The following is a 17,631-nucleotide window of genomic DNA, read 5'->3' as shown; positions in this document are numbered from 1 at the left end:
AGCCTAAGCCCACCAAAAGACTCGAAAGAGTCGAGGACAAATGGGTAATGAGGTATGCGTGACAAGCACCAAACCATTGAGGAGCCGTGTGACGCGAAAGTGTCACGCACGGTTTTGAAGACCAGCGGGGCTGGTGACAGTCTCGCTGAGTTTAATTATACAGGTATTGGTGTTCAGTCCGCTAAATTTACCTTGTGGCTAGCACACCTCCAATTACCTTTTAAAACGGTCAAAGATCGCATGGAGCAACGTGCCATGATGCGCCGAGGTCGCAGAGGTCGCCGTATCAACCGCAAAGTAGCTTTTAAGCGTCGTGCCCATCGCCAAAAACGTTTTGGCAACCGTAGAGGCTGTAAAGTGCCACCTAGCATCAGAGCTAACAGAGATTTGGAGTGGCGTATTTTAGACGAATTAACCTTGATATTCCCTTTTGAGACTGTCGTTTACGAAGTCATCAAAACGCGAGGAGATAAGGGGTTTAGTCCCGTGATGGTGGGGCAATTTTGGCAGCTAGAAAGGTTAGAAGCTTTTGGCGATGTGAAACAAGTTCAAGGCTGGGAAACCGCCCAAATCCGCACCCAATTAGGGCTAGAAAAACAGAAACACTCAAAGGGTGACGCAATCCCCGTGACTCACGCGGTAGACGGTGTTGCTCTTGCCTGTAGTGCTTTTATCAAATACGGTATCACTTCCCATTCTTCAAGGGGCTGGAAAGGTGGCGTAACTATAACTCCCGCGCCTTTCTGTGTAATTCGTCGCCCTCCAATATCCCGTCGCCAACTTCACCTCATGGTTCCGGCAAAAGGTGGAGTGCGCCGCAAGTATGGCGGTACTGTGACTCGCCACGGGTTCCGAAAAGGTGACTTAGTTAAAGCCCCTAGCGGCGAGATTGGTTACTGTAGTGGCGATACTGAAAAAGCTTTATCAATTAGCAATGCTGATTGGCGTAGGTTAGGGCGATTTAGTCCTAAAAAATCTCGGTTGGTACAGCCAAACACAGGATTAATTGTGTTGCCAACTCAGAAACTGTCAAACTTACTGGCATCGAACCAGTAAGTTTGACCTCCTATCAAGAACTCCGGCTTGCTTCGCTGAAGCCGGAGTCCCTCGGAGAAAATGATGGAAGCTAGACGGATGTCATATAGCGATCGCTATAACCAACAAAGGCTGCTAAACTTACATAACGCAAAACTGCATATAGAGCAAGCCATTAACCTGCTAAATCAATAAGACCGCAAATTGAAGAAAGAGACAAGGGGACAAGGGGGATGAGGAGACAAGGAGATGAGGAGACAAGGAGAGGGGGAGAAAGAATTGTCCCCCTGTCCCCCTGTCCCCTTGTCCCCTTGTCTCCCCATCTCCTTGTCTTCTTCGATAAAATCCCCCTCTCCAAAGCAGGAAAGGGGGTAGAAGGTGAGGTTATGCGGGATAAATCCGCAGACGCCGATTTGGTTCATCCCCAAAACTGTGCGACTTCAAGCGGTAGTGTTCTACCAACTCGTGTTGCATTTTACGCACTTGGGCAGAACGTGGCAGTAATTCTACTGGTTGCCCTTTGGGAATGACAATTTGCTCTACGGCAAGTCTAGCTTCCTCTAAGGCATCCATTTCATCATCGCTGCCACTGTGGAGAAACAATTGCAATTCGCGATCATCGGCTAGTTCCGGATCGTCCATGTTCAGCAAGCGTCGCAAACCACGGGTAATCTGGGGAATCGTGCTGGACTTAATCATGTGAATCGGTACATGACGAGCTTTCGCCATTTGCCTGAGTTTGGCGTGATTTTTGACATGCGATCGCAGTGCCAAAATTGCATCAGCACTATCGATATCTTTTGTCAATGCAACCGGCAAACTTAACACACTTATTACCTGTTCCAACTGGTGACGACTAACACCATATGGGAAAATGTGCAATGGCAAATCTTCACCGTTTGGTCCAGGATGTCTGGGAGCGGCGAAATCAATACTCTCAGAGTAATTGAAAGATTCATCTAATAAGCGGTCAAATTCACTTTGCCCGGAAACCCGCTCTCGCTCAGGAGATAATAGCGGTAGTGCTACCATTTGTCCGGATGAACGCCAGCCGTTAGAGGGTCGCGCTGATGCGAAAGATTCCTCACCAACAGCTTGCTGCGGTCCACGACCATTTACTACAGATAACTGTCGGGCGATCGCCACCTTGCCGGTATCGTCAACGGTTCTCGTCTGCGGACTGGGCTGACGTCCCCGCAGAAGAGTATCAACTGTATCCGCAACGCTTTCGTGTACTACCCAGCGCTGCCGTTCTTGCATTTCCACAGCAATCTCGAAAGTGGGAGGTGCTTTGCGTTCCAAAACAGTCTTTTGACTGCCCCGTCTTCTGGCTTCATCATCCCCCAAAGTCACAGCCTGGATACCCCCAACTAAATCACATAAAGTCGGATTTTTAATTAGGTTTTCTATTTGGTTGCCGTGTGCCGTACCTACCAACTGTACGCCGCGTTCAGCAATAGTACGTGCCGCTAAAGCTTCGAGCTCTGTACCAATTTCATCAATAACAATGACTTCTGGCATATGGTTTTCCACTGCCTCAATCATCACCTGATGCTGATTTTCGGGATGAGCTACTTGCATCCGTCTGGCACGACCAATAGCGGGGTGGGCAATATCACCATCTCCAGCAATTTCGTTGGAGGTATCGATGATTACCACTCGCTTATTTAACTCATCCGCCAATACACGAGCTATTTCCCGTAGAGCGGTAGTTTTACCCACGCCCGGACGCCCTAGCATGAGAATCGATTTACCAGTTTCTACCAAATCGCGGATCATGCCTATCGTTCCGAACACCGCTCGACCGACGCGACAAGTTAAGCCGATAATTTTGCCGGTGCGGTTGCGGATGGCGCTAATGCGATGCAGAGTTTGCTCAATTCCTGCCCGATTATCTCCGCCAAAAATTCCCACTCTTGAGATGCAATCATCTATCTGTTCTTGAGTAACGGGTGTTTCGCTCAGATACTCGGCGCTGTGCGGAAAACGAGCTTCTGGGCGACGACCCAAATCCAAGACTACTTCAACTAAACTATCTCGTCGGGGATGACTCTCTAGTATTTGACGCAGGTCTTGGGGCACAATGTCTAATAACTTTTGGAGATCGTCTGTAATCGTCATGCTTTCTATGGTGACGTTTTTAGAGATAGATAGGACACTTTTTTTAAAGAAGGTGTCCGCAACGCGCTTTTATTAGCGCTCCTGCTGTGACTTGAGTTGGGAAACGACAGAATAAGCAAGCTCTACAGCTTGCCAAAGTAATACTTCGTCCTCTTCAAGACGAACAATTGGCTTTACACTTGCTTTGTTTACCTCCTTAGTTTCTAACTGTTCAAGAATCGGTGACAGCAGTACACGGGCATAGCTGCCGTATGCAATACCGGATATGGAGGGGGAGATGGGGGGACAAGCAGCGGGGGGGACAAGGGGAGAGTTTTCTCCTTGTCTCCTTGTCTCCTTGTCTCCTTGTCTCCTTTTCCTCAGCAGTCCCATTGCTTTTAACTTAGCAACGGTGTAGCTGTTAGTACCTCCTGCTAACTGCACATATCCCGGTAATTTAGCTGCCAAAACTTTTTGGGCTAATTTCACTGCCGCGTGAGTGGTGCCATCTCCAATATCTCCACTCATCGGACGACCATCAGTTTGCCAAATTAAGGCACTGTTTATTGGGGCAATCAGATCGTAAAGTGCGTGTAGATAGTCAATTAAGTTTTCGCCATCGGGACAACTTATTGCTACTACCTTGAGACGATCTGCCCACGGTGAAATCGCTTGCCACAATCGTTTAAATTCTGTTAAGCGTCCTACTTGTGTATGAATTTCTACGGCATCTACCCCGGTTGACATTACCAACGGTGCGATCGCTCCTGGAGTTGAAACATACGACCTTGTATAAATTATATCATAAGGACAAGCTGGTAAACAACGACCGCAGCCGTAGCATTTTTCGGATACAACTCCGGAAAAATCGTCTTTTATCCGATTAAACGCGATTGCTTGTACTGGACAAATTTTTTCACATGGTCTATCGCAGTCCGTAGGACATTCAGTAGGATTAAATTCGGCTTTGCGGAAATGGGGGTCTTCCCCATCGTTTAAACTGACCATTAACAAAGGCGACTTTGGATTATTGCCAAAGCCTCGCTTTTCGGCATCCCCAGCTAAATCTTTGGCTACTTGTAGCGCGGTTTGCGCTGCTGCAATCACCGCAGGATCAGCTGCGACATCTATGCAGTCAGCGCCAGCCAATGTGTAGGCTAATGTTAAACTACTGACCGCAGGCAGATGCTGGAAACTGGCGCCACAGATGAGCTTAAACCAGTGACCTTCTTTGAGGGAACGTAAAGGGTTGATGTGATCAGTCACTTCTCTATTATGCTTATATGTGACTGAAAATTGTACTCATTACTTCATAAAAAGTTTTGCGTTGCTGTGTCCAGGGTCAAGGAAGAGGCACTCTTAGCAAGGAGCAGGGGGACAAGGGGACAAGGAGACAAGGAGACAAGGGGACAATTCTTTCTCCCCATCCCCCCATCCCCCCATCCCCCCCTCTCCCCCCCTCCCCCTCTCTGCCGAGAAAGAGAAAATTTCAGGTACTACAGCTTATTACCATTGAGGTGCGGCTTCGATGAAGTCTAGAACCAATTCTGGGTGAAGAGGTCGAGAAAATAGATATCCTTGAGCGAAATTACATTTTAAATTTCTCAGTTGTACTAACTGAAAAGTTGTTTCTACACCTTCAGCGATCGCACTCATCCCCATTGAGTTGGCAATACCCAGCATCGCTGGCACTAACCCCATGCTTTCTTCGTTTTCCTGCATACGTTTGACAAAGGATTGGTCAATCTTTAAGACATTAAAAGGAAAGCTATACAAATAACTTAACGATGAATAACCTGTACCAAAGTCATCCATAACTAACTTAATTTTTCGCTCTCTTAATTGTTGTAAAATTTTTTTCAGGGCCTGACAATTTTCCATAATTACACTTTCTGTAATTTCTATTTCCAGACAAGCAGGATTTATTTTAGTTGATTGAATAATCTGGTCAATTTGTGCTAAGATTTTCTGGTCTGAAAACAAGCGCACACTCAAATTCACGCTGATAGTTAAAGATTTTAGTGTCGAGTTGTGATTTTGCCAAATAGTTAGCTGCTCGCAAGCCGATCGCAATACCCAAATATTGATAGCATGAATCAAACCTGTTTCTTCCGCAACCGGAATAAACTCTGTAGGAGAAATCAAACCGCGAGTAGGATGTTGCCAACGCACAAGCGCTTCTAATCCAGAGATTTTGCCTGTAACTAAAGAAATAATTGGCTGGTAGTAAACGATAAATTCTTGCCGTTCTACAGCTCTACGCAAATCGTTTTCTAACTCTAAAAGCTGGGTAGCTTCGTGATGCATTTCTGGGTTAAAAACGTGATATCTGGCTTTTCCTAAAGCTTTAGCTCGATACATTGCTGTATCAGCATCTCGCAGCAAATACTCTGGCTTGTCGCAATCACTATTGCCCCAACTAATGCCAATGCTGGCATTTACAAATACCTCATATCGAGACAATTTAAAAGCTAGTGAGAACTGTTGCAGAATATGTTCGGCAACTTGAATCGCCTGGGTGATATCTGTTAAATTTTCGAGAATAATTCCAAATTCATCTCCGCCTAATCGTGCTAAAGTATCAACAGGCAATAAAGATTCTTCTAGGCGATTGGCAATCGCTATAAGCAATTCATCTCCCACCAAATGACCAAGAGAATCATTGACAAGTTTAAAGCGATCGCAATCTAAAAACAACACGGCAAACTGAAAATCAGTTTCTAGTTGAGCGCGATTCAAAGCTTTTTCTAGTCGCCTAATAAACAAAACTCGATTCGGCAATCCAGTCAGTGAATCATGCAGCGCTGTATTCAGCAGTTTATTTTGCAGTTGCTGCCGAAAAGTAACTTCTCCCTGAAGTTTTTGTAGAGCTTTTTCTAATTCACCAGTGCGTTGTTTTACTCTTTGTTCTAGTTCGGTGTTTAATTTCAATATTTCTAGTCGCGCTGTTTTCAACGCTAGTTGATTTTTCACACGTACCAAAACTTCTTCAAACTCAAAAGGTTTGGTAATATAGTCTACACCTCCTGCCCCAAAAGCTTTTACTTTGTCAAAAACGTCATCCAAGGCACTAATAAAAATCACCGGAATATCGGCAGTTAAATCACTCGCTTTTAAACGCTGACAAACCTTATAGCCATCTACTTCTGGCATCATAATGTCAAGCAAAATTAAATCGGGTAATACTGTTTCACAAGCAGTTAGAGCCATTTGCCAGTTCAAAGCTTTACGAACGTTATACCCATGCTTTGTCAGCAGTGAGGATAAAACTCGCAAATTATCTGCTGTATCGTCAATAATCAAAATATCTTTTTTATGAGGATCTAACCGCTTGTAATTCATTCTGCCTTTGCTCTAGTTAATTCCATAATTTTCTCAAATTGATAGTTGTTTGCTAAACCTCGGAAAATGCGGAAAATTAGCGGGTTATTTTGAGCAATTTGTTTAAGAAATTCTAAAATTACTTTTTTCCCACTACAAGATTACCTATTTTCTTCTTTCTCTTGTTACTACCATTGCTACAACTGGCTGCTTGCTGCATAATGTACATGCAGCTTTCCACTCAGCTCTATCTGTGATCGATGCTGACGGTTTCATTCCTAATTATCTGGGTTTATTGACAAACAACTTTTGTATTTGTGGTTTCTACTTGGTTGATATATTTCACCTCCAGTGCGTATTTTTTCTAATAGTACTTATGTACGTAATTGCGGCTAATGGCTAAACCTAGTCTTGTTCTTTGTTGTGATTGTCTCCCAGTTTCAGTTTGCCCAAAAGCTTGAAGAAGTATGTCAATTTATTTAAGTGCGATACCGATACCTGTGTCTTGTATCTCAAAGATTAGATGGGGTAGAAAAAGTGGGGGGAGATGAGAATTTCCTCGGAAACTCCTACGTTCCATTCAAAATTCAAAAAAATTCGATCGGGCGTGCATTTTGAATTGTTGTGTCCTCTGTCCCCCTTATCCCCCTGTCTCCCACTCCCCCAGTCTTAACCACAACTCTCAAGTAAAAAAGTATATATTTATACTAAAAATCTGCGTATGATAGATTTCGCGCACAGTTAGTGTCTTAAACATTTTTGTTTATCGTTTTCCCCAAAGGCAAATTTGCGGTTCGGGGATGATGGCAACAAAAGTTACATTAATATATTAAATGTAATTTTTCATACAGTTATATTATATGTTTTTATGATAAACATTTATAAAAATATATATTTGAACGAATCAGCAAGATACCAAGAAAAGAAAGAGATACAGAAGAAAATAAAAATAGAGTGCGTTAAACTACATCAACGCACTTACTAAAATTGAAAATATACTTGACAAACAGGCTTTACTTTTCTGACATTCTCTGTTAGAGAATGTCAATTATTCAGTTCGCCAATATGATTTAAAAGCCGAAAGCGAACTACGGCACGTCCAATAATATTCTCACGCCCTTTTTGAAATTATCTTTAATTTGGATACAGTGGTGTCTTATCATCGATTCCGCCAATATGATTTATGGGCCAAAAACGAAGTACAGCACGACCAATAATGTTTTCGCGAGGGACAACACCCCAACAGCGACCATCATAACTCTGAGTGCGGTTGTCTCCTAACACCAGATATGAGTTAGGTGGTATAGTGACGGGTTTGGATAAAAAAGGTGGCTGCGGTCCTGATGTACAAACTTCTTTTTCCGTGCGTAAGTCTTTGTTGAGGTAGTTGGTTTCCGGAAGCGGTTTGTTATTGACGTATACTTTGCCATCTCTAAGTTCTACTTTTTCTCCCGGTAAACCAATTACACGTTTAATAAAAGCATCTTGATATTGTTCTTTTTGCAACTCTTCTGTAGGCGAAAATACTACAATATCTCCTCGGTGTGGCTGAGAAAATTTATACTTCAACTTATCAACAATGATTTTGTCTGCCTCCCACTGATTTTCCGAACCGTGCAGGGTAGGTTCCATTGAACCAGAGGGAATCCAGCGAGCTTCCGCCACAAAGGTGCGAATTCCCAAGGCAAGAATTATACTTAATACAACTGTTCTACCTAGTTCTGCGATCCAGGAATTATCAGGTTGTTGGTTAGAGTTGTTATCAGACACTTTATTATGCATTAAATTACAGAAGTAAAAGGAAGATGCAGGAAATTAAACTACCACGGTCACTGTATTCGTTCATCTTAACCGGGGAAATGTGATTTTCTGGTTATTTTGGCATCTTGATATGGTGATTCCTAGTTAAAAAATAAACTTTTTTGTCACCAAAGTGCGAAAATTTGTTAAGAATAGTGCAACCAATTTAACCCAAAAGAATTATTTTCTGTCACGATAAAAGCTAATTTTCCTTCTGACTCTTAATTCCATGTCATCTCCAAAAAGTTTACTGATTCGCCGCGCTCGCATTATTCTACCTAATGGTGAGTTAATAGTAGGGGATGTCCTGACCCGCGATCGCCAAATTATAAAAGTCGCTCCAGAAATCTCCACGGCAACACCAACAACAGAAATTGACGCAGATGGGTTAACTTTGTTGCCTGGGGTAATTGACCCGCAGGTACACTTTCGGGAACCAGGACTAGAACACAAGGAAGACTTGTTCACTGCGAGTTGTGCTTGTGCCAAAGGGGGAGTTACCTCCTTTTTGGAAATGCCGAATACCCGTCCCCTGACGATTACCCAGCAAGCTTTAGACGACAAGTTGCAACGCGCTCAAAGCAAGTGCCTGGTTAATTATGGCTTTTTTATTGGCGCAACTCCAGAAAATCTCCCAGATTTGTTGAATGCCAAGCCGACACCAGGAATTAAAATTTTTATGGGGTCAATGCACGGTCACTTGCTGGTGGATGCAGATGCGGCTTTAGAAGCTATATTTGCTAAAGGCGATCGCTTAATTGCCGTTCACGCTGAAGACCAAGCCAGAATCAATCAACGTCGCCAGGAATTTGCCGGAATTCACGATCCTGCTGTTCACTCGCAAATTCAAGACAATCAAGCGGCACTTTTAGCAACTAAGCTGGCGTTAAGACTTTCTGAAAAATATCAACGCCGGCTGCATATTCTGCATATGTCAACGGCAGAAGAAGCTGACTTGCTGCGCCATTATAAACCGAGTTGGGTAACGGCAGAGGTAACACCACAACATTTATTGTTGAACACCAGCGCTTATGAGAAAATTGGCACTTTGGCGCAGATGAATCCACCTTTGCGATCGCCTCACGATAATGAAGTTCTTTGGCAAGCTTTGCGCGATGGCGTGATTGATTTCATCGCCACAGATCATGCACCTCACACTTTAGAGGAGAAGGCTTTAGAATATCCCAACAGCCCCTCTGGAATGCCTGGGGTGGAAACTTCCCTACCTTTAATGTTAACTGCTGCCATGCAGGGGCGATGTAGTGTTGCCCAAGTTGTGAATTGGATGTCAACCGCTGTGGCTTCATCGTATGGTATTCCTAATAAAGGAGCGATCGCACCTGGTTATGATGCTGATTTAGTTTTGGTAGATTTGCAAACCTACCACCAAGTCAAGCGCGAGGAATTGTTAACTAAATGTGGTTGGAGTCCTTTTGAAGGCTGGAATCTCACCGGATGGGCACATACAACTATTGTCGGCGGTGAAATTGTTTATGACAAAGGCAAGTTGAATACCGATGTGCGGGGTCAAGCAATAAATTTTTTGTAGAACCTTAGAACCCCGGTTTCTTAAACTCAGAACCCCGGTTTCTTAAAGAAACCGGGGTTCTTTTGAAGAGTCATAAATTTACGTCTCAATTTTACTTACGCCTTCAGCAAACATTTAAGAGATAATGCATCAAATTTGCTTGATATATTTGCTATTTTTGAGGCTAAAAATCATCTGAAAAATTCATAATTCATAATTTATAATTCATAATTATGTTTCAAGTTAAGTCTAAATTCCCACTTTAAATAAAAATGCTTATATAGGAATCCGATTTGAATTTTGAAAAAATCTAAGTACTTGTAGGGTGCGTTAGCAGCGAGAGTACGGCACCATCCCAAGCTTTTGGTGCGTTAGCAGCGAGAGTACGGCATCCTACGTATATTTCAAAAATCAAATATGAGTCCTATAGTCGGCACCGGGTACAAACCCTCTTTAATTATGAATTATGAATTATGAATTAATAATTAGGTTGACTGACTTGGGAGGATAAAGGCGATCGCTTCAAACATTTTCACTCTCAGCGTGCATCTCGGTAAAAATATCAATGTGAAGACAGCTTGAAAAAGCTATCTCGTATTTCTACCAAAATATATTTCGGGCGTTGCACTATAGTTGGTTAACCTGCTTTGGCTTCAGTATTAACTACATGATTGGCGATAACAATATATTTTTGTCGTAAAAAAATAAAAGTAATTTATATCATTCACTTGTAATTAGCGATTTCTACTGAGTACATTTTGAAATCAACTTGGCAATACTAATAATAGACCTCAAGACTCATTCTTTTTTGCACTATTGCATAAGACAGCTTTTTTCACTTATTGTCCCTCATTATTTATGGGATTTATTTGACTATAACTTGTATCTGGATGCAACAAAGACGAGAAAACTGCTAATAACAACAGATGTTTTACTTGATTAGACCTATGAACACTCATTCTTTTTAGACTGTCGTGAGAGAGCTTTTTTCCTACCCCAATTCCTAGCAGGTGCTACAACGCATCACGCGGCACGTTTGCACAGGGAAGTACCCTGTGCAAAGCGTAAGAGTGGAAAATACGCAACGCACTGCAAAACCCTGAATAAGTGCAAGAAGTCTATTGTGTGTTTGTTATGTGGTGATAAGCCAAAAAGCAGCTAGTCCACAAACGACAACAGACTGTCAAGATGCGCTTACGAGTAGACTCAGTTGGTTAAGTCATGGAAATTACTCTATCCCGATGTACCCCACGCAGCAAGCAGCATTGGTAGCAGTTGAGAGCAGGTACGAGAAATCGGGCAAAATTCGTAGTCTCTCAGCCGCAAAAATACTGCTGTACCGAGAGTTATTTTGTAATTGAGTCATAAAGCATATACGTATTTATAATTAAAGGTACGTATAACATCATTTACATTGGCTATCAAATCATCAAATCTAAATGCTTGATAAATCTATCGTTGTAGAAAAATATTTAGTAAAAGTTGGTAACTAAAATGACAAACTTTCCAAATGACTGTGACGAGCGTGGTAGTGGCAGATTTGACCAACCCTCAATTTGACATCGACTGTTTTTGGACATTTTGTGGTAGAGCGAGTGTAGGGGCAATTTCTGGGTTTTCATGCTTAAATGTTGATGGTACGACGTGTTAGCAGATGTGCAAGCTAGCCGACATTGCCAATTCCCTAATCCAAAAAGTGGAAAACGTTCTTTGTACGATCGCTTGCTGATTAGTTAAGCGTCACCAGTGCTTTGATAGTGCAGCCGATCGCCCTGGACGACAATCCGCTATTGCCGTGCCAAGTTGACAAGTGCGTTCATTTCGGCTTGAGTTATAAAACAAGCGTGTCTTGCTTTGATTGGGAAGAGTTATTAATGTCATACTAGCCGTGCGATCGCCGAGTTAATCAAGCAATTAACCGCCGTAATTTCCGCTCTTACTATACCCTCATCTCCAGAGGTCAAACACACTTTGAGATAACTATCTGGCTGATAGGGCATTCGCTCCGCCCATTCGATAGCCACAATTCCTGGCGTAACTTCAATACCTTCCCAGTAAATTTCTAAATTCAAAGTTGCCACTTCTTTTGATTCTAAGCGATATAAATCGAGGTGGTATAGGGGGAGACGTCCTTCATCATACTCATTAATCAAAGTGAAAGTGGGACTAACAATTGGGGAAGTGATACCCAAACCTGCGCCAATACCTTGCACTAACGTAGTTTTGCCAGCACCTAAATCACCTTTTAGTAAAATTACACTACCAGCAGTCAGCGATCGACCAAAAGTGAAGCCAAGCGATCGCGTATCTTCTGCACTTGCAAGAACAATTTTCATAATTGGTTAGTGGTTAGGAGTTAGGAGTTAGGAGTTAAAAGTTAGGAGTTAGGAGTTAGGAGTTAAAAGTTAAAAGTTAGGAGTTAAAAGTTAGGAGTTAAAAGTTAGGAGTTAGTGGTTAGTTGTCCCCACTCCCCCACTCCCCCACTCCCCCACTCCCCCACTCCCCCACTCCTACCTCCCCATCCCCAAATGGGCACCACTGTACCACCGGAACAAAACTCGCGCTAATTTCTGAGGATTGTGACGCACGCAGCCGATATCATCTTCAAATAAAATATTTGCTAAGACAATTCTTCGCCCCAGATCCAATACAGCTTCGCGATCGAGGAAGACGGGATGAGAGTTTTGTTGAGCGTAGCGGATTAGTGAACGAGGGCTAGGGGATTTTTTGTGTACTAATACAGCATCAAAAAGCTGTCGTCCGCAAGCGGCATCAATGGCTCTAATGTGGTCAGAAACAGTGTATCCTTGAGTTTCACCCGGTTGAGTCATGATATTGCAGATATAAATACGGGGGGCAAGGGATGCGGCGATCGCATCAGCAATTTGTGGAACCAACAAATTAGGAATCAGACTAGTATATAGGCTACCCGGACCAATTATGATATAATCTGCTTCTTTAATTGCCTTGATAGCTGCTGGCAAAGCTGGCGGATTAGCCGGAATGCAGCCGATTTTCACAATAGTACCCCCAGCTTCGGAAATGCTCGATTCGCCCTCAATTCGGCGACCATCGGCTAACTCAGCCCAAAGGCGAACATCGCTCAAAGTCGCGGGTAATACTTGTCCTCGCACCGCTAGCACTTTAGAACTAGCAGCAACGGCTCGTTCTAAATCTCCGGTTATATCACTCATCGCCGTCAAAAACAAGTTACCAAAACTGTGACCCGTCAAGCCATCTCCAGCTTTGAAGCGGTATTGAAACAGTTCTGTTAAAAGCTTTTCTTCATCTGCTAGTGCTGCTAAACAGTTACGAATATCTCCTGGTGGTAACACGCCAAATTCTTGTCTTAACCGTCCAGAAGAACCTCCATCATCAGCGACGGTGACTATCGCGGTAATATTGGCACTGTAGGTTTTCAGTCCTCTCAGCAATGTGGAAAGTCCCGTACCACCGCCAATCACGACAATTTTCGGTCCCCGGTACAATCGACGATGCGCCAATAGTACATCAATTAATTCTTCTTCGCTTTGTCCTTGTGGTCTGAGAACCTTAGTAATTGAGCCTACAGTGCGGGTTTGTCCCCAGAGAAGCAACAGCAAGCCAAATAATATAACTAAAGGTCCACTAATATAATTGGGTAATATCTCGGTGATTACTCCCAAAATACCCCGGAGAAACTCAAGCACCCAAAAAATTGGTGTCAGCTTAATCCAAATAGCCAATCCCAGACTTGCTAGCACTACACCCGCAACCGAGATCAGCAACCAGCGTTTTACCGATATACCTGGGGATAACCATTTGAACCACTGATTAACCCGATGGGAAGTGCGACGACGCGACTGCGCTTGCAACGTGTTTAAAGCTTGTCTGAGAAAACCAATTGACATACCTGAAAATAAGCAATGTGTTTAGAACAGTGAATAAGAGAAAATGTACACTACCTGGCTTTAACGCCAAATGTGGAATTGTTAAATTTTTTGATTCCATTACATTAAGAGCTAGTAGTTAAACTTGCCAGCATCCCAGTAAAACAATACCCTGGTTTGGTAAAACACAAAACTAATGGAAAAGCGAATTTTAGGATTAGATCCAGGACTGGCAATTTTAGGATTTGGTGCCATAACTTGCAAACAAAGTCAAGCCAAGGTACAAAGCACAACAGTAGATATGCTGGATTTTGGTGTAATCAGTACGCCAGCAGATGCGGAAATGGGACAGCGACTGTCTACCTTGTTCGACGATTTGCACACCCTGATGGAGGAATTAAAACCCGATTTGGTAGCGATCGAGAAATTGTTCTTCTATCGTATGTCAAGTACTATCTTAGTTGCACAGGCGCGGGGTGTGATGATGTTGGTGTTAGGGCAGCGTCGCTTACCGTATGTAGAGTTTACGCCAGCCCAAATTAAACTAGCGTTAACGGGGTATGGCAATGCCGAAAAGTCGGAAGTACAAGACGCGGTAGCACGGGAGTTAGATTTAGATTATATTCCTAAACCGGATGATGCTTCAGATGCTTTGGCGGTAGCGTTGACGGCGTGGTATCAAATTTAAATCTTGGCATTGTTGAATTTAAGTATAAATCATAAATTTATCCTCCGAGACACCTATGGGTGAAACGTCTCTAAAAATAAGGGTTTTAGGTTTTAAATTGTTCGCCAAAATTAGCAACACCAAGTCAAAAAATGATTATATCTAATACAATACCTTCTCAACTTCCACATTTTATCAGTAGGTAATTATGACTCAAGCACCTCCAAAACTAATAACCTTTGACGAATTTATTAAAAAAAAGGACTAATAGCTAATGGAAGAACTGCTAGAACTAAAGGAACTACTGCACCAAGGAAAAGTAGCGGAAGCCCTCATCATTGTCGAAGAATTAGAGGAGATGAGTAAAATTGACAAACTCAATAAAATATTTAGCTATGCCATCATTTTATTGTTACATCTAATAAAAAAAATAGCTGAGAAGCGAACAACTAAATCTTGGGAGACTTCTATTTTCAACTCAGTTAAGCAAATTCAACGCAGCAATCAACGTCGCAAAGCGAAGGGTACTTATTTAACTGAAGAAGAATTATTAGAAACTATACATGATGCCTATGAATCCGCTTTGAGAGAAGCAGCTATACAAGCTTTTGAAGGAAGCTATGAAGCTGAAGAAATTAGCGAAATGGTAGACCGTGAAGAGATTATTAAAACGGCGATAGACTTAATTTTAGAGCGAAATAAACTTTGATTCGGCTAATCAATCACTCGTTCTGCTCCTGTTGCTACAATCAAACCAAGCTTGAAAAATCTTGCTATGATAGCCATCTCCCAACAACCGCAAAAAATGACCATCGAGGAATATCTCGAATGGGAACCTGACCAAAACATTCGCTACGAATATGTCAACGGCGAAGTCTTTGCCATGACTGGTGGTACAATTCCCCATAATGATATTGCTCTAAATCTTTACACTGCCTTACGCCCACATCTACGTTCTAGAGGTTGTCGAGCGAATGTGTCAGACGTGAAGGTGCAAGTTAGTCCTAAAAGTCCATACTACTATCCTGATGTTATCGTCAGTTGTGACCCTCAAGACCTCAACGCCCGCAAATTTATTCAAAATCCTAAATTAATTGCGGAAGTTCTCTCTCCTGGTACAAGCGGTAAAGATAGGGGTGAAAAATTCACTTCCTACCTGACAATCCCCACTTTGCAAGAGTATATCTTGATTGACTCGGAGAAAATCTCCGTCGAACGTTTTTGTCGGGGAGAGGGAAGAATGTGGCTTTACTATCCCTACACCGCAGGAGACATCATTACTCTATCAAGCATTGAATTTGAGTTTCCTATCGAACTGCTGTATGAAGGTGTTGTATTGGAAACAGAAGAATAGTTGAAAAGCTGGTTCTCGAAAACTGAAAAGAGATAATTAAGTAAATAAAAGCACACGTCACAGTTGCTGTCATCTGTAAAAAATAAATTTTGGTCTAAACCGCGTCGCTACACTTAAGCAAGTATAGTACAAATTTAGCTAATTACTCTATGACCCTTCAAGAACTAGAACATCAAATTCTTGCTCTACTCCCAACAGAAAAAGCCGCAATTATCCAAAGTCTAACTCAAACTATCAACATTGGAGCTAAAGGTATTACTAAAACACCTGGTGTTTGCGGTGGAGAAGCTTGCATTGCTGGTACTCGTATTGCTGTTTGGCTATTAGTTGAAGCGCGTCGTCTTGGCATTACTGAAGCCCAACTTTTGCAAGATTATCCTCATATTAGCGCAGCCGATTTAGTTAACGCTTGGGTATATGCAGATGCTTATCCTGAAGAAATTGAAGGTGCTATCCGCGCTAATGAGGTTGCTTAAATAATGGCTAAGTAAATAAAAGCACACGTCACAGTTGCTATCGTTTGTTTATATGAAGAAATATAAACTTTAAGTAGGGTGCGTTAGCCTTCGGCATAACACACCCTACAATTTAATTTTTTAACTAACAGATGTGATATTATTTTATCCTAGATTTACATCTTGCTTTTTCATCTCGATTGTGTCTGTAGCAATAAGTTCTGTAGCTTCTTGCAAAAGTTGCTTTTGTTCTATTTGAATTGCCTCTAACCGCATACTAATTTCTGCAAGTCTTTGCTGTTTATCTTTGTGAATCTCTGGAGAAGTTGCAGGTGGCAAAGCTGGCAGGTTTTTAACTGGTTGAGGAGATGTTAGTTTTTTGATAGCGATGTTGCCAACTTTTGTAAATGAGAAAAAACTAACTTTAATTAAGGCAAAAAGTAATTTAAAAGGAACTTGGAGAATCGACCAACTAGCGGTTTCAATCAAGCGGACAATAGCTTTGATGATGCTTGAAGCGATCGCAATCACCAAAAGCAGAATTACTAAGCTGATAATTGGGTGATTACTTGCCCAAGCAAGGATTTGCACTATCCGGAAAATAGCTGGATGTTGGGTAAGCCAATCATTCATCGAAGAAGCGATCGCTACTTCAACTGCTCTCGATGTTGTATTCTTAATTTGGTCAGCATTTTGCCAAGACTGTTCTAATGAACTTTTAGCTTGTTCAACAGTTGTGGTGACAGAATCAATTGCCTTATCAGCTGCCGTTGTTGCTGTTTGTTTCCAAGATTCTCCCACTTGCTGCGCTGATTTAGTTAAAGAATCAACGCTTTGATAAACAAAATCTTTCGCTTGCCCAAAGCGAGGAAATATATCTGTTAGCAAATTTATGTCTTTGCTCAAATTTTATATATTATACCATTTCTCCATAATAATGAAGCTCTAAACTTTTAGAAGCGGTTTGCTCCTTTTACTTGCGCTCAACGGTAGACACTCATATAACCGCACCCAGCGCTAGGGTGTCGGTGCTTTTGTCGGCTCGGTAATAACCGATACGCACGCATTCACCAAAGGCAATAACGGACCAAGTTGTTCTTGTCCGTTCACAGCTAATTCGCTGTGACACAAATACACTTTTTCGGATACACGAGAGAGCAAATCTGCCAAAATTCGTTGCAGTCGCTGTTCTTCTGATAATTTCTCATCTTCTGCTGTCCAAGGCTCGCCTAATCTCTGTTGCAGAAAGAAAGGCGCTCCAAACAACGTTGCTGCACCACCTTTTGACCATAAAGGTGAACCAGCATCCAGCCAAAAATGCCAGCGGTGCGATCGCCTACTTGCGCGATATTGAAAGATAGTAGCTAAAGTGACAGCTTTGCTTGCTGGTCCCACCGGACGCATTGGGTAAGGGTTCGCGGTAATAGTTCCCCGACGCAGCAGTTGTATGAATTCACCCACAGGGGAGGAGGGGGAGAGGGGGAAAGGGGGAGAGGGGGGGA

Annotated in this window: 15 protein-coding genes and 1 pseudogene; 7 read left to right on the top strand and 9 right to left on the bottom strand. The window is 42.5% G+C overall.

Annotated features, from left to right (window positions below):
- The first annotated feature begins 54 nt into the window (after nt 1–54).
- A complete protein-coding gene (locus AABK37_RS34580; RefSeq protein WP_432555989.1) occupies nt 55–1,056 on the top strand; it encodes an RRXRR domain-containing protein in 1,002 nt (333 codons plus the stop codon).
- Nucleotides 1,057–1,223: 167 nt separating this feature from the next.
- Here the strand turns inward: AABK37_RS34580 and AABK37_RS34575 are convergent, their stop codons facing one another.
- The 3 genes from AABK37_RS34575 to ldpA all read right to left on the bottom strand — a co-directional run bounded on the left by AABK37_RS34575 (nt 1,224) and on the right by ldpA (nt 4,401).
- On the bottom strand, nt 1,224–1,457 hold the full coding sequence (locus AABK37_RS34575) for a hypothetical protein (protein WP_432555988.1): 234 nt from the start codon (nt 1,455–1,457) through the stop codon (nt 1,224–1,226).
- Entirely contained in the window at nt 1,420–3,156 is a 1,737-nt protein-coding gene (locus tag AABK37_RS34570; protein WP_432555987.1) for a R3H domain-containing nucleic acid-binding protein, read from the bottom strand. The genes AABK37_RS34575 and AABK37_RS34570 overlap by 38 nt, the downstream gene beginning before the upstream one ends.
- A gap of 72 nt (nt 3,157–3,228) precedes the next feature.
- On the bottom strand, nt 3,229–4,401 hold the full coding sequence (ldpA, locus tag AABK37_RS34565) for a circadian clock protein LdpA (protein WP_432555986.1): 1,173 nt from the start codon (nt 4,399–4,401) through the stop codon (nt 3,229–3,231).
- A 56-nt stretch (nt 4,402–4,457) separates the two neighbouring features.
- On the opposite strand from ldpA, the gene AABK37_RS34560 reads away from it, so the two are divergent.
- Nucleotides 4,458–4,667: a hypothetical protein gene (locus AABK37_RS34560; RefSeq protein WP_432555985.1), complete on the top strand. Its 210-nt coding sequence runs from the start codon at nt 4,458–4,460 to the stop codon at nt 4,665–4,667.
- Here AABK37_RS34560 and AABK37_RS34555 read toward each other — a convergent pair.
- A complete protein-coding gene (locus AABK37_RS34555) occupies nt 4,642–6,477 on the bottom strand; it encodes a two-component system response regulator (protein ID WP_432555984.1) in 1,836 nt (611 codons plus the stop codon). The two genes, AABK37_RS34560 and AABK37_RS34555, sit on opposite strands and share 26 nt — an antisense overlap.
- Nucleotides 6,478–7,590: 1,113 nt before the next feature.
- Nucleotides 7,591–8,238, bottom strand: a complete 648-nt coding sequence (gene lepB / locus AABK37_RS34550; protein WP_432555983.1) for a signal peptidase I — start codon at nt 8,236–8,238, stop codon at nt 7,591–7,593.
- Between the two features lie 247 nt (nt 8,239–8,485).
- On the opposite strand from lepB, the gene AABK37_RS34545 reads away from it, so the two are divergent.
- Nucleotides 8,486–9,805, top strand: a complete 1,320-nt coding sequence (locus tag AABK37_RS34545; RefSeq protein WP_432555982.1) for a dihydroorotase — start codon at nt 8,486–8,488, stop codon at nt 9,803–9,805.
- A gap of 1,856 nt (nt 9,806–11,661) precedes the next feature.
- Here AABK37_RS34545 and tsaE read toward each other — a convergent pair.
- Together tsaE and AABK37_RS34535 are read right to left on the bottom strand one after the other, a co-directional pair.
- Nucleotides 11,662–12,120: a tRNA (adenosine(37)-N6)-threonylcarbamoyltransferase complex ATPase subunit type 1 TsaE gene (tsaE, locus tag AABK37_RS34540; RefSeq protein WP_432555981.1), complete on the bottom strand. Its 459-nt coding sequence runs from the start codon at nt 12,118–12,120 to the stop codon at nt 11,662–11,664.
- A 174-nt stretch (nt 12,121–12,294) separates the two neighbouring features.
- Nucleotides 12,295–13,674 carry a gluconeogenesis factor YvcK family protein gene (locus AABK37_RS34535; protein ID WP_432555980.1) on the bottom strand — a complete coding sequence of 460 codons (1,380 nt, stop codon included), beginning with the start codon at nt 13,672–13,674 and terminating at the stop codon, nt 12,295–12,297.
- A 175-nt stretch (nt 13,675–13,849) separates the two neighbouring features.
- Here AABK37_RS34535 and ruvC point away from each other — a divergent pair, with 175 nt between their 5' ends.
- From ruvC to AABK37_RS34515, 4 genes are all read left to right on the top strand, one after another.
- Nucleotides 13,850–14,341: a crossover junction endodeoxyribonuclease RuvC gene (gene ruvC / locus AABK37_RS34530; protein ID WP_432555979.1), complete on the top strand. Its 492-nt coding sequence runs from the start codon at nt 13,850–13,852 to the stop codon at nt 14,339–14,341.
- Between the two features lie 253 nt (nt 14,342–14,594).
- Complete coding sequence (locus tag AABK37_RS34525; RefSeq protein WP_432555978.1) at nt 14,595–15,029, top strand: DUF29 family protein; 435 nt, start codon at nt 14,595–14,597, stop codon at nt 15,027–15,029.
- A 66-nt stretch (nt 15,030–15,095) separates the two neighbouring features.
- Nucleotides 15,096–15,674: a Uma2 family endonuclease gene (locus tag AABK37_RS34520; protein WP_432555977.1), complete on the top strand. Its 579-nt coding sequence runs from the start codon at nt 15,096–15,098 to the stop codon at nt 15,672–15,674.
- A 149-nt stretch (nt 15,675–15,823) separates the two neighbouring features.
- Complete coding sequence (locus AABK37_RS34515) at nt 15,824–16,150, top strand: DUF433 domain-containing protein (protein ID WP_432555976.1); 327 nt, start codon at nt 15,824–15,826, stop codon at nt 16,148–16,150.
- A gap of 144 nt (nt 16,151–16,294) precedes the next feature.
- On the opposite strand, the gene AABK37_RS34510 is transcribed toward AABK37_RS34515, so the two are convergent.
- Both AABK37_RS34510 and AABK37_RS34505 read right to left on the bottom strand, forming a co-directional pair.
- Nucleotides 16,295–17,035 carry a hypothetical protein gene (locus AABK37_RS34510; protein WP_432555975.1) on the bottom strand — a complete coding sequence of 247 codons (741 nt, stop codon included), beginning with the start codon at nt 17,033–17,035 and terminating at the stop codon, nt 16,295–16,297.
- Nucleotides 17,036–17,146: 111 nt separating this feature from the next.
- Nucleotides 17,147–17,631 (bottom strand): annotated as a pseudogene (locus tag AABK37_RS34505) (recombinase family protein); the annotation flags it as partial.

The sequence above is a fragment of the Tolypothrix sp. VBCCA 56010 genome (assembly GCF_050875635.1).
Taxonomy (GTDB): Bacteria; Cyanobacteriota; Cyanobacteriia; order Cyanobacteriales; family Nostocaceae; genus Hassallia.
The sequence above is the reverse complement of the archived record's forward strand: the minus strand, read 5'-3'. Positions and strand labels throughout refer to the sequence as shown.

Excerpts from the sequence above, each read along its gene's own strand:
- tsaE (WP_432555981.1), bottom strand. The coding sequence starts at position 12,120 with ATGAAAATTGTTCTTGCAAGTGCAGAAGATACGCGATCGCTTGGCTTC.
- AABK37_RS34580 (WP_432555989.1), top strand. The coding sequence starts at position 55 with ATGCGTGACAAGCACCAAACCATTGAGGAGCCGTGTGACGCGAAAGTG.
- ruvC (WP_432555979.1), top strand. The coding sequence starts at position 13,850 with ATGGAAAAGCGAATTTTAGGATTAGATCCAGGACTGGCAATTTTAGGA.
- lepB (WP_432555983.1), bottom strand. The coding sequence starts at position 8,238 with ATGCATAATAAAGTGTCTGATAACAACTCTAACCAACAACCTGATAAT.
- AABK37_RS34525 (WP_432555978.1), top strand. The coding sequence starts at position 14,595 with ATGGAAGAACTGCTAGAACTAAAGGAACTACTGCACCAAGGAAAAGTA.
- AABK37_RS34570 (WP_432555987.1), bottom strand. The coding sequence starts at position 3,156 with ATGACGATTACAGACGATCTCCAAAAGTTATTAGACATTGTGCCCCAA.
- AABK37_RS34555 (WP_432555984.1), bottom strand. The coding sequence starts at position 6,477 with ATGAATTACAAGCGGTTAGATCCTCATAAAAAAGATATTTTGATTATT.
- AABK37_RS34515 (WP_432555976.1), top strand. The coding sequence starts at position 15,824 with ATGACCCTTCAAGAACTAGAACATCAAATTCTTGCTCTACTCCCAACA.
- AABK37_RS34535 (WP_432555980.1), bottom strand. The coding sequence starts at position 13,674 with ATGTCAATTGGTTTTCTCAGACAAGCTTTAAACACGTTGCAAGCGCAG.
- AABK37_RS34575 (WP_432555988.1), bottom strand. The coding sequence starts at position 1,457 with ATGAACCAAATCGGCGTCTGCGGATTTATCCCGCATAACCTCACCTTC.
- AABK37_RS34520 (WP_432555977.1), top strand. The coding sequence starts at position 15,096 with ATGATAGCCATCTCCCAACAACCGCAAAAAATGACCATCGAGGAATAT.
- AABK37_RS34545 (WP_432555982.1), top strand. The coding sequence starts at position 8,486 with ATGTCATCTCCAAAAAGTTTACTGATTCGCCGCGCTCGCATTATTCTA.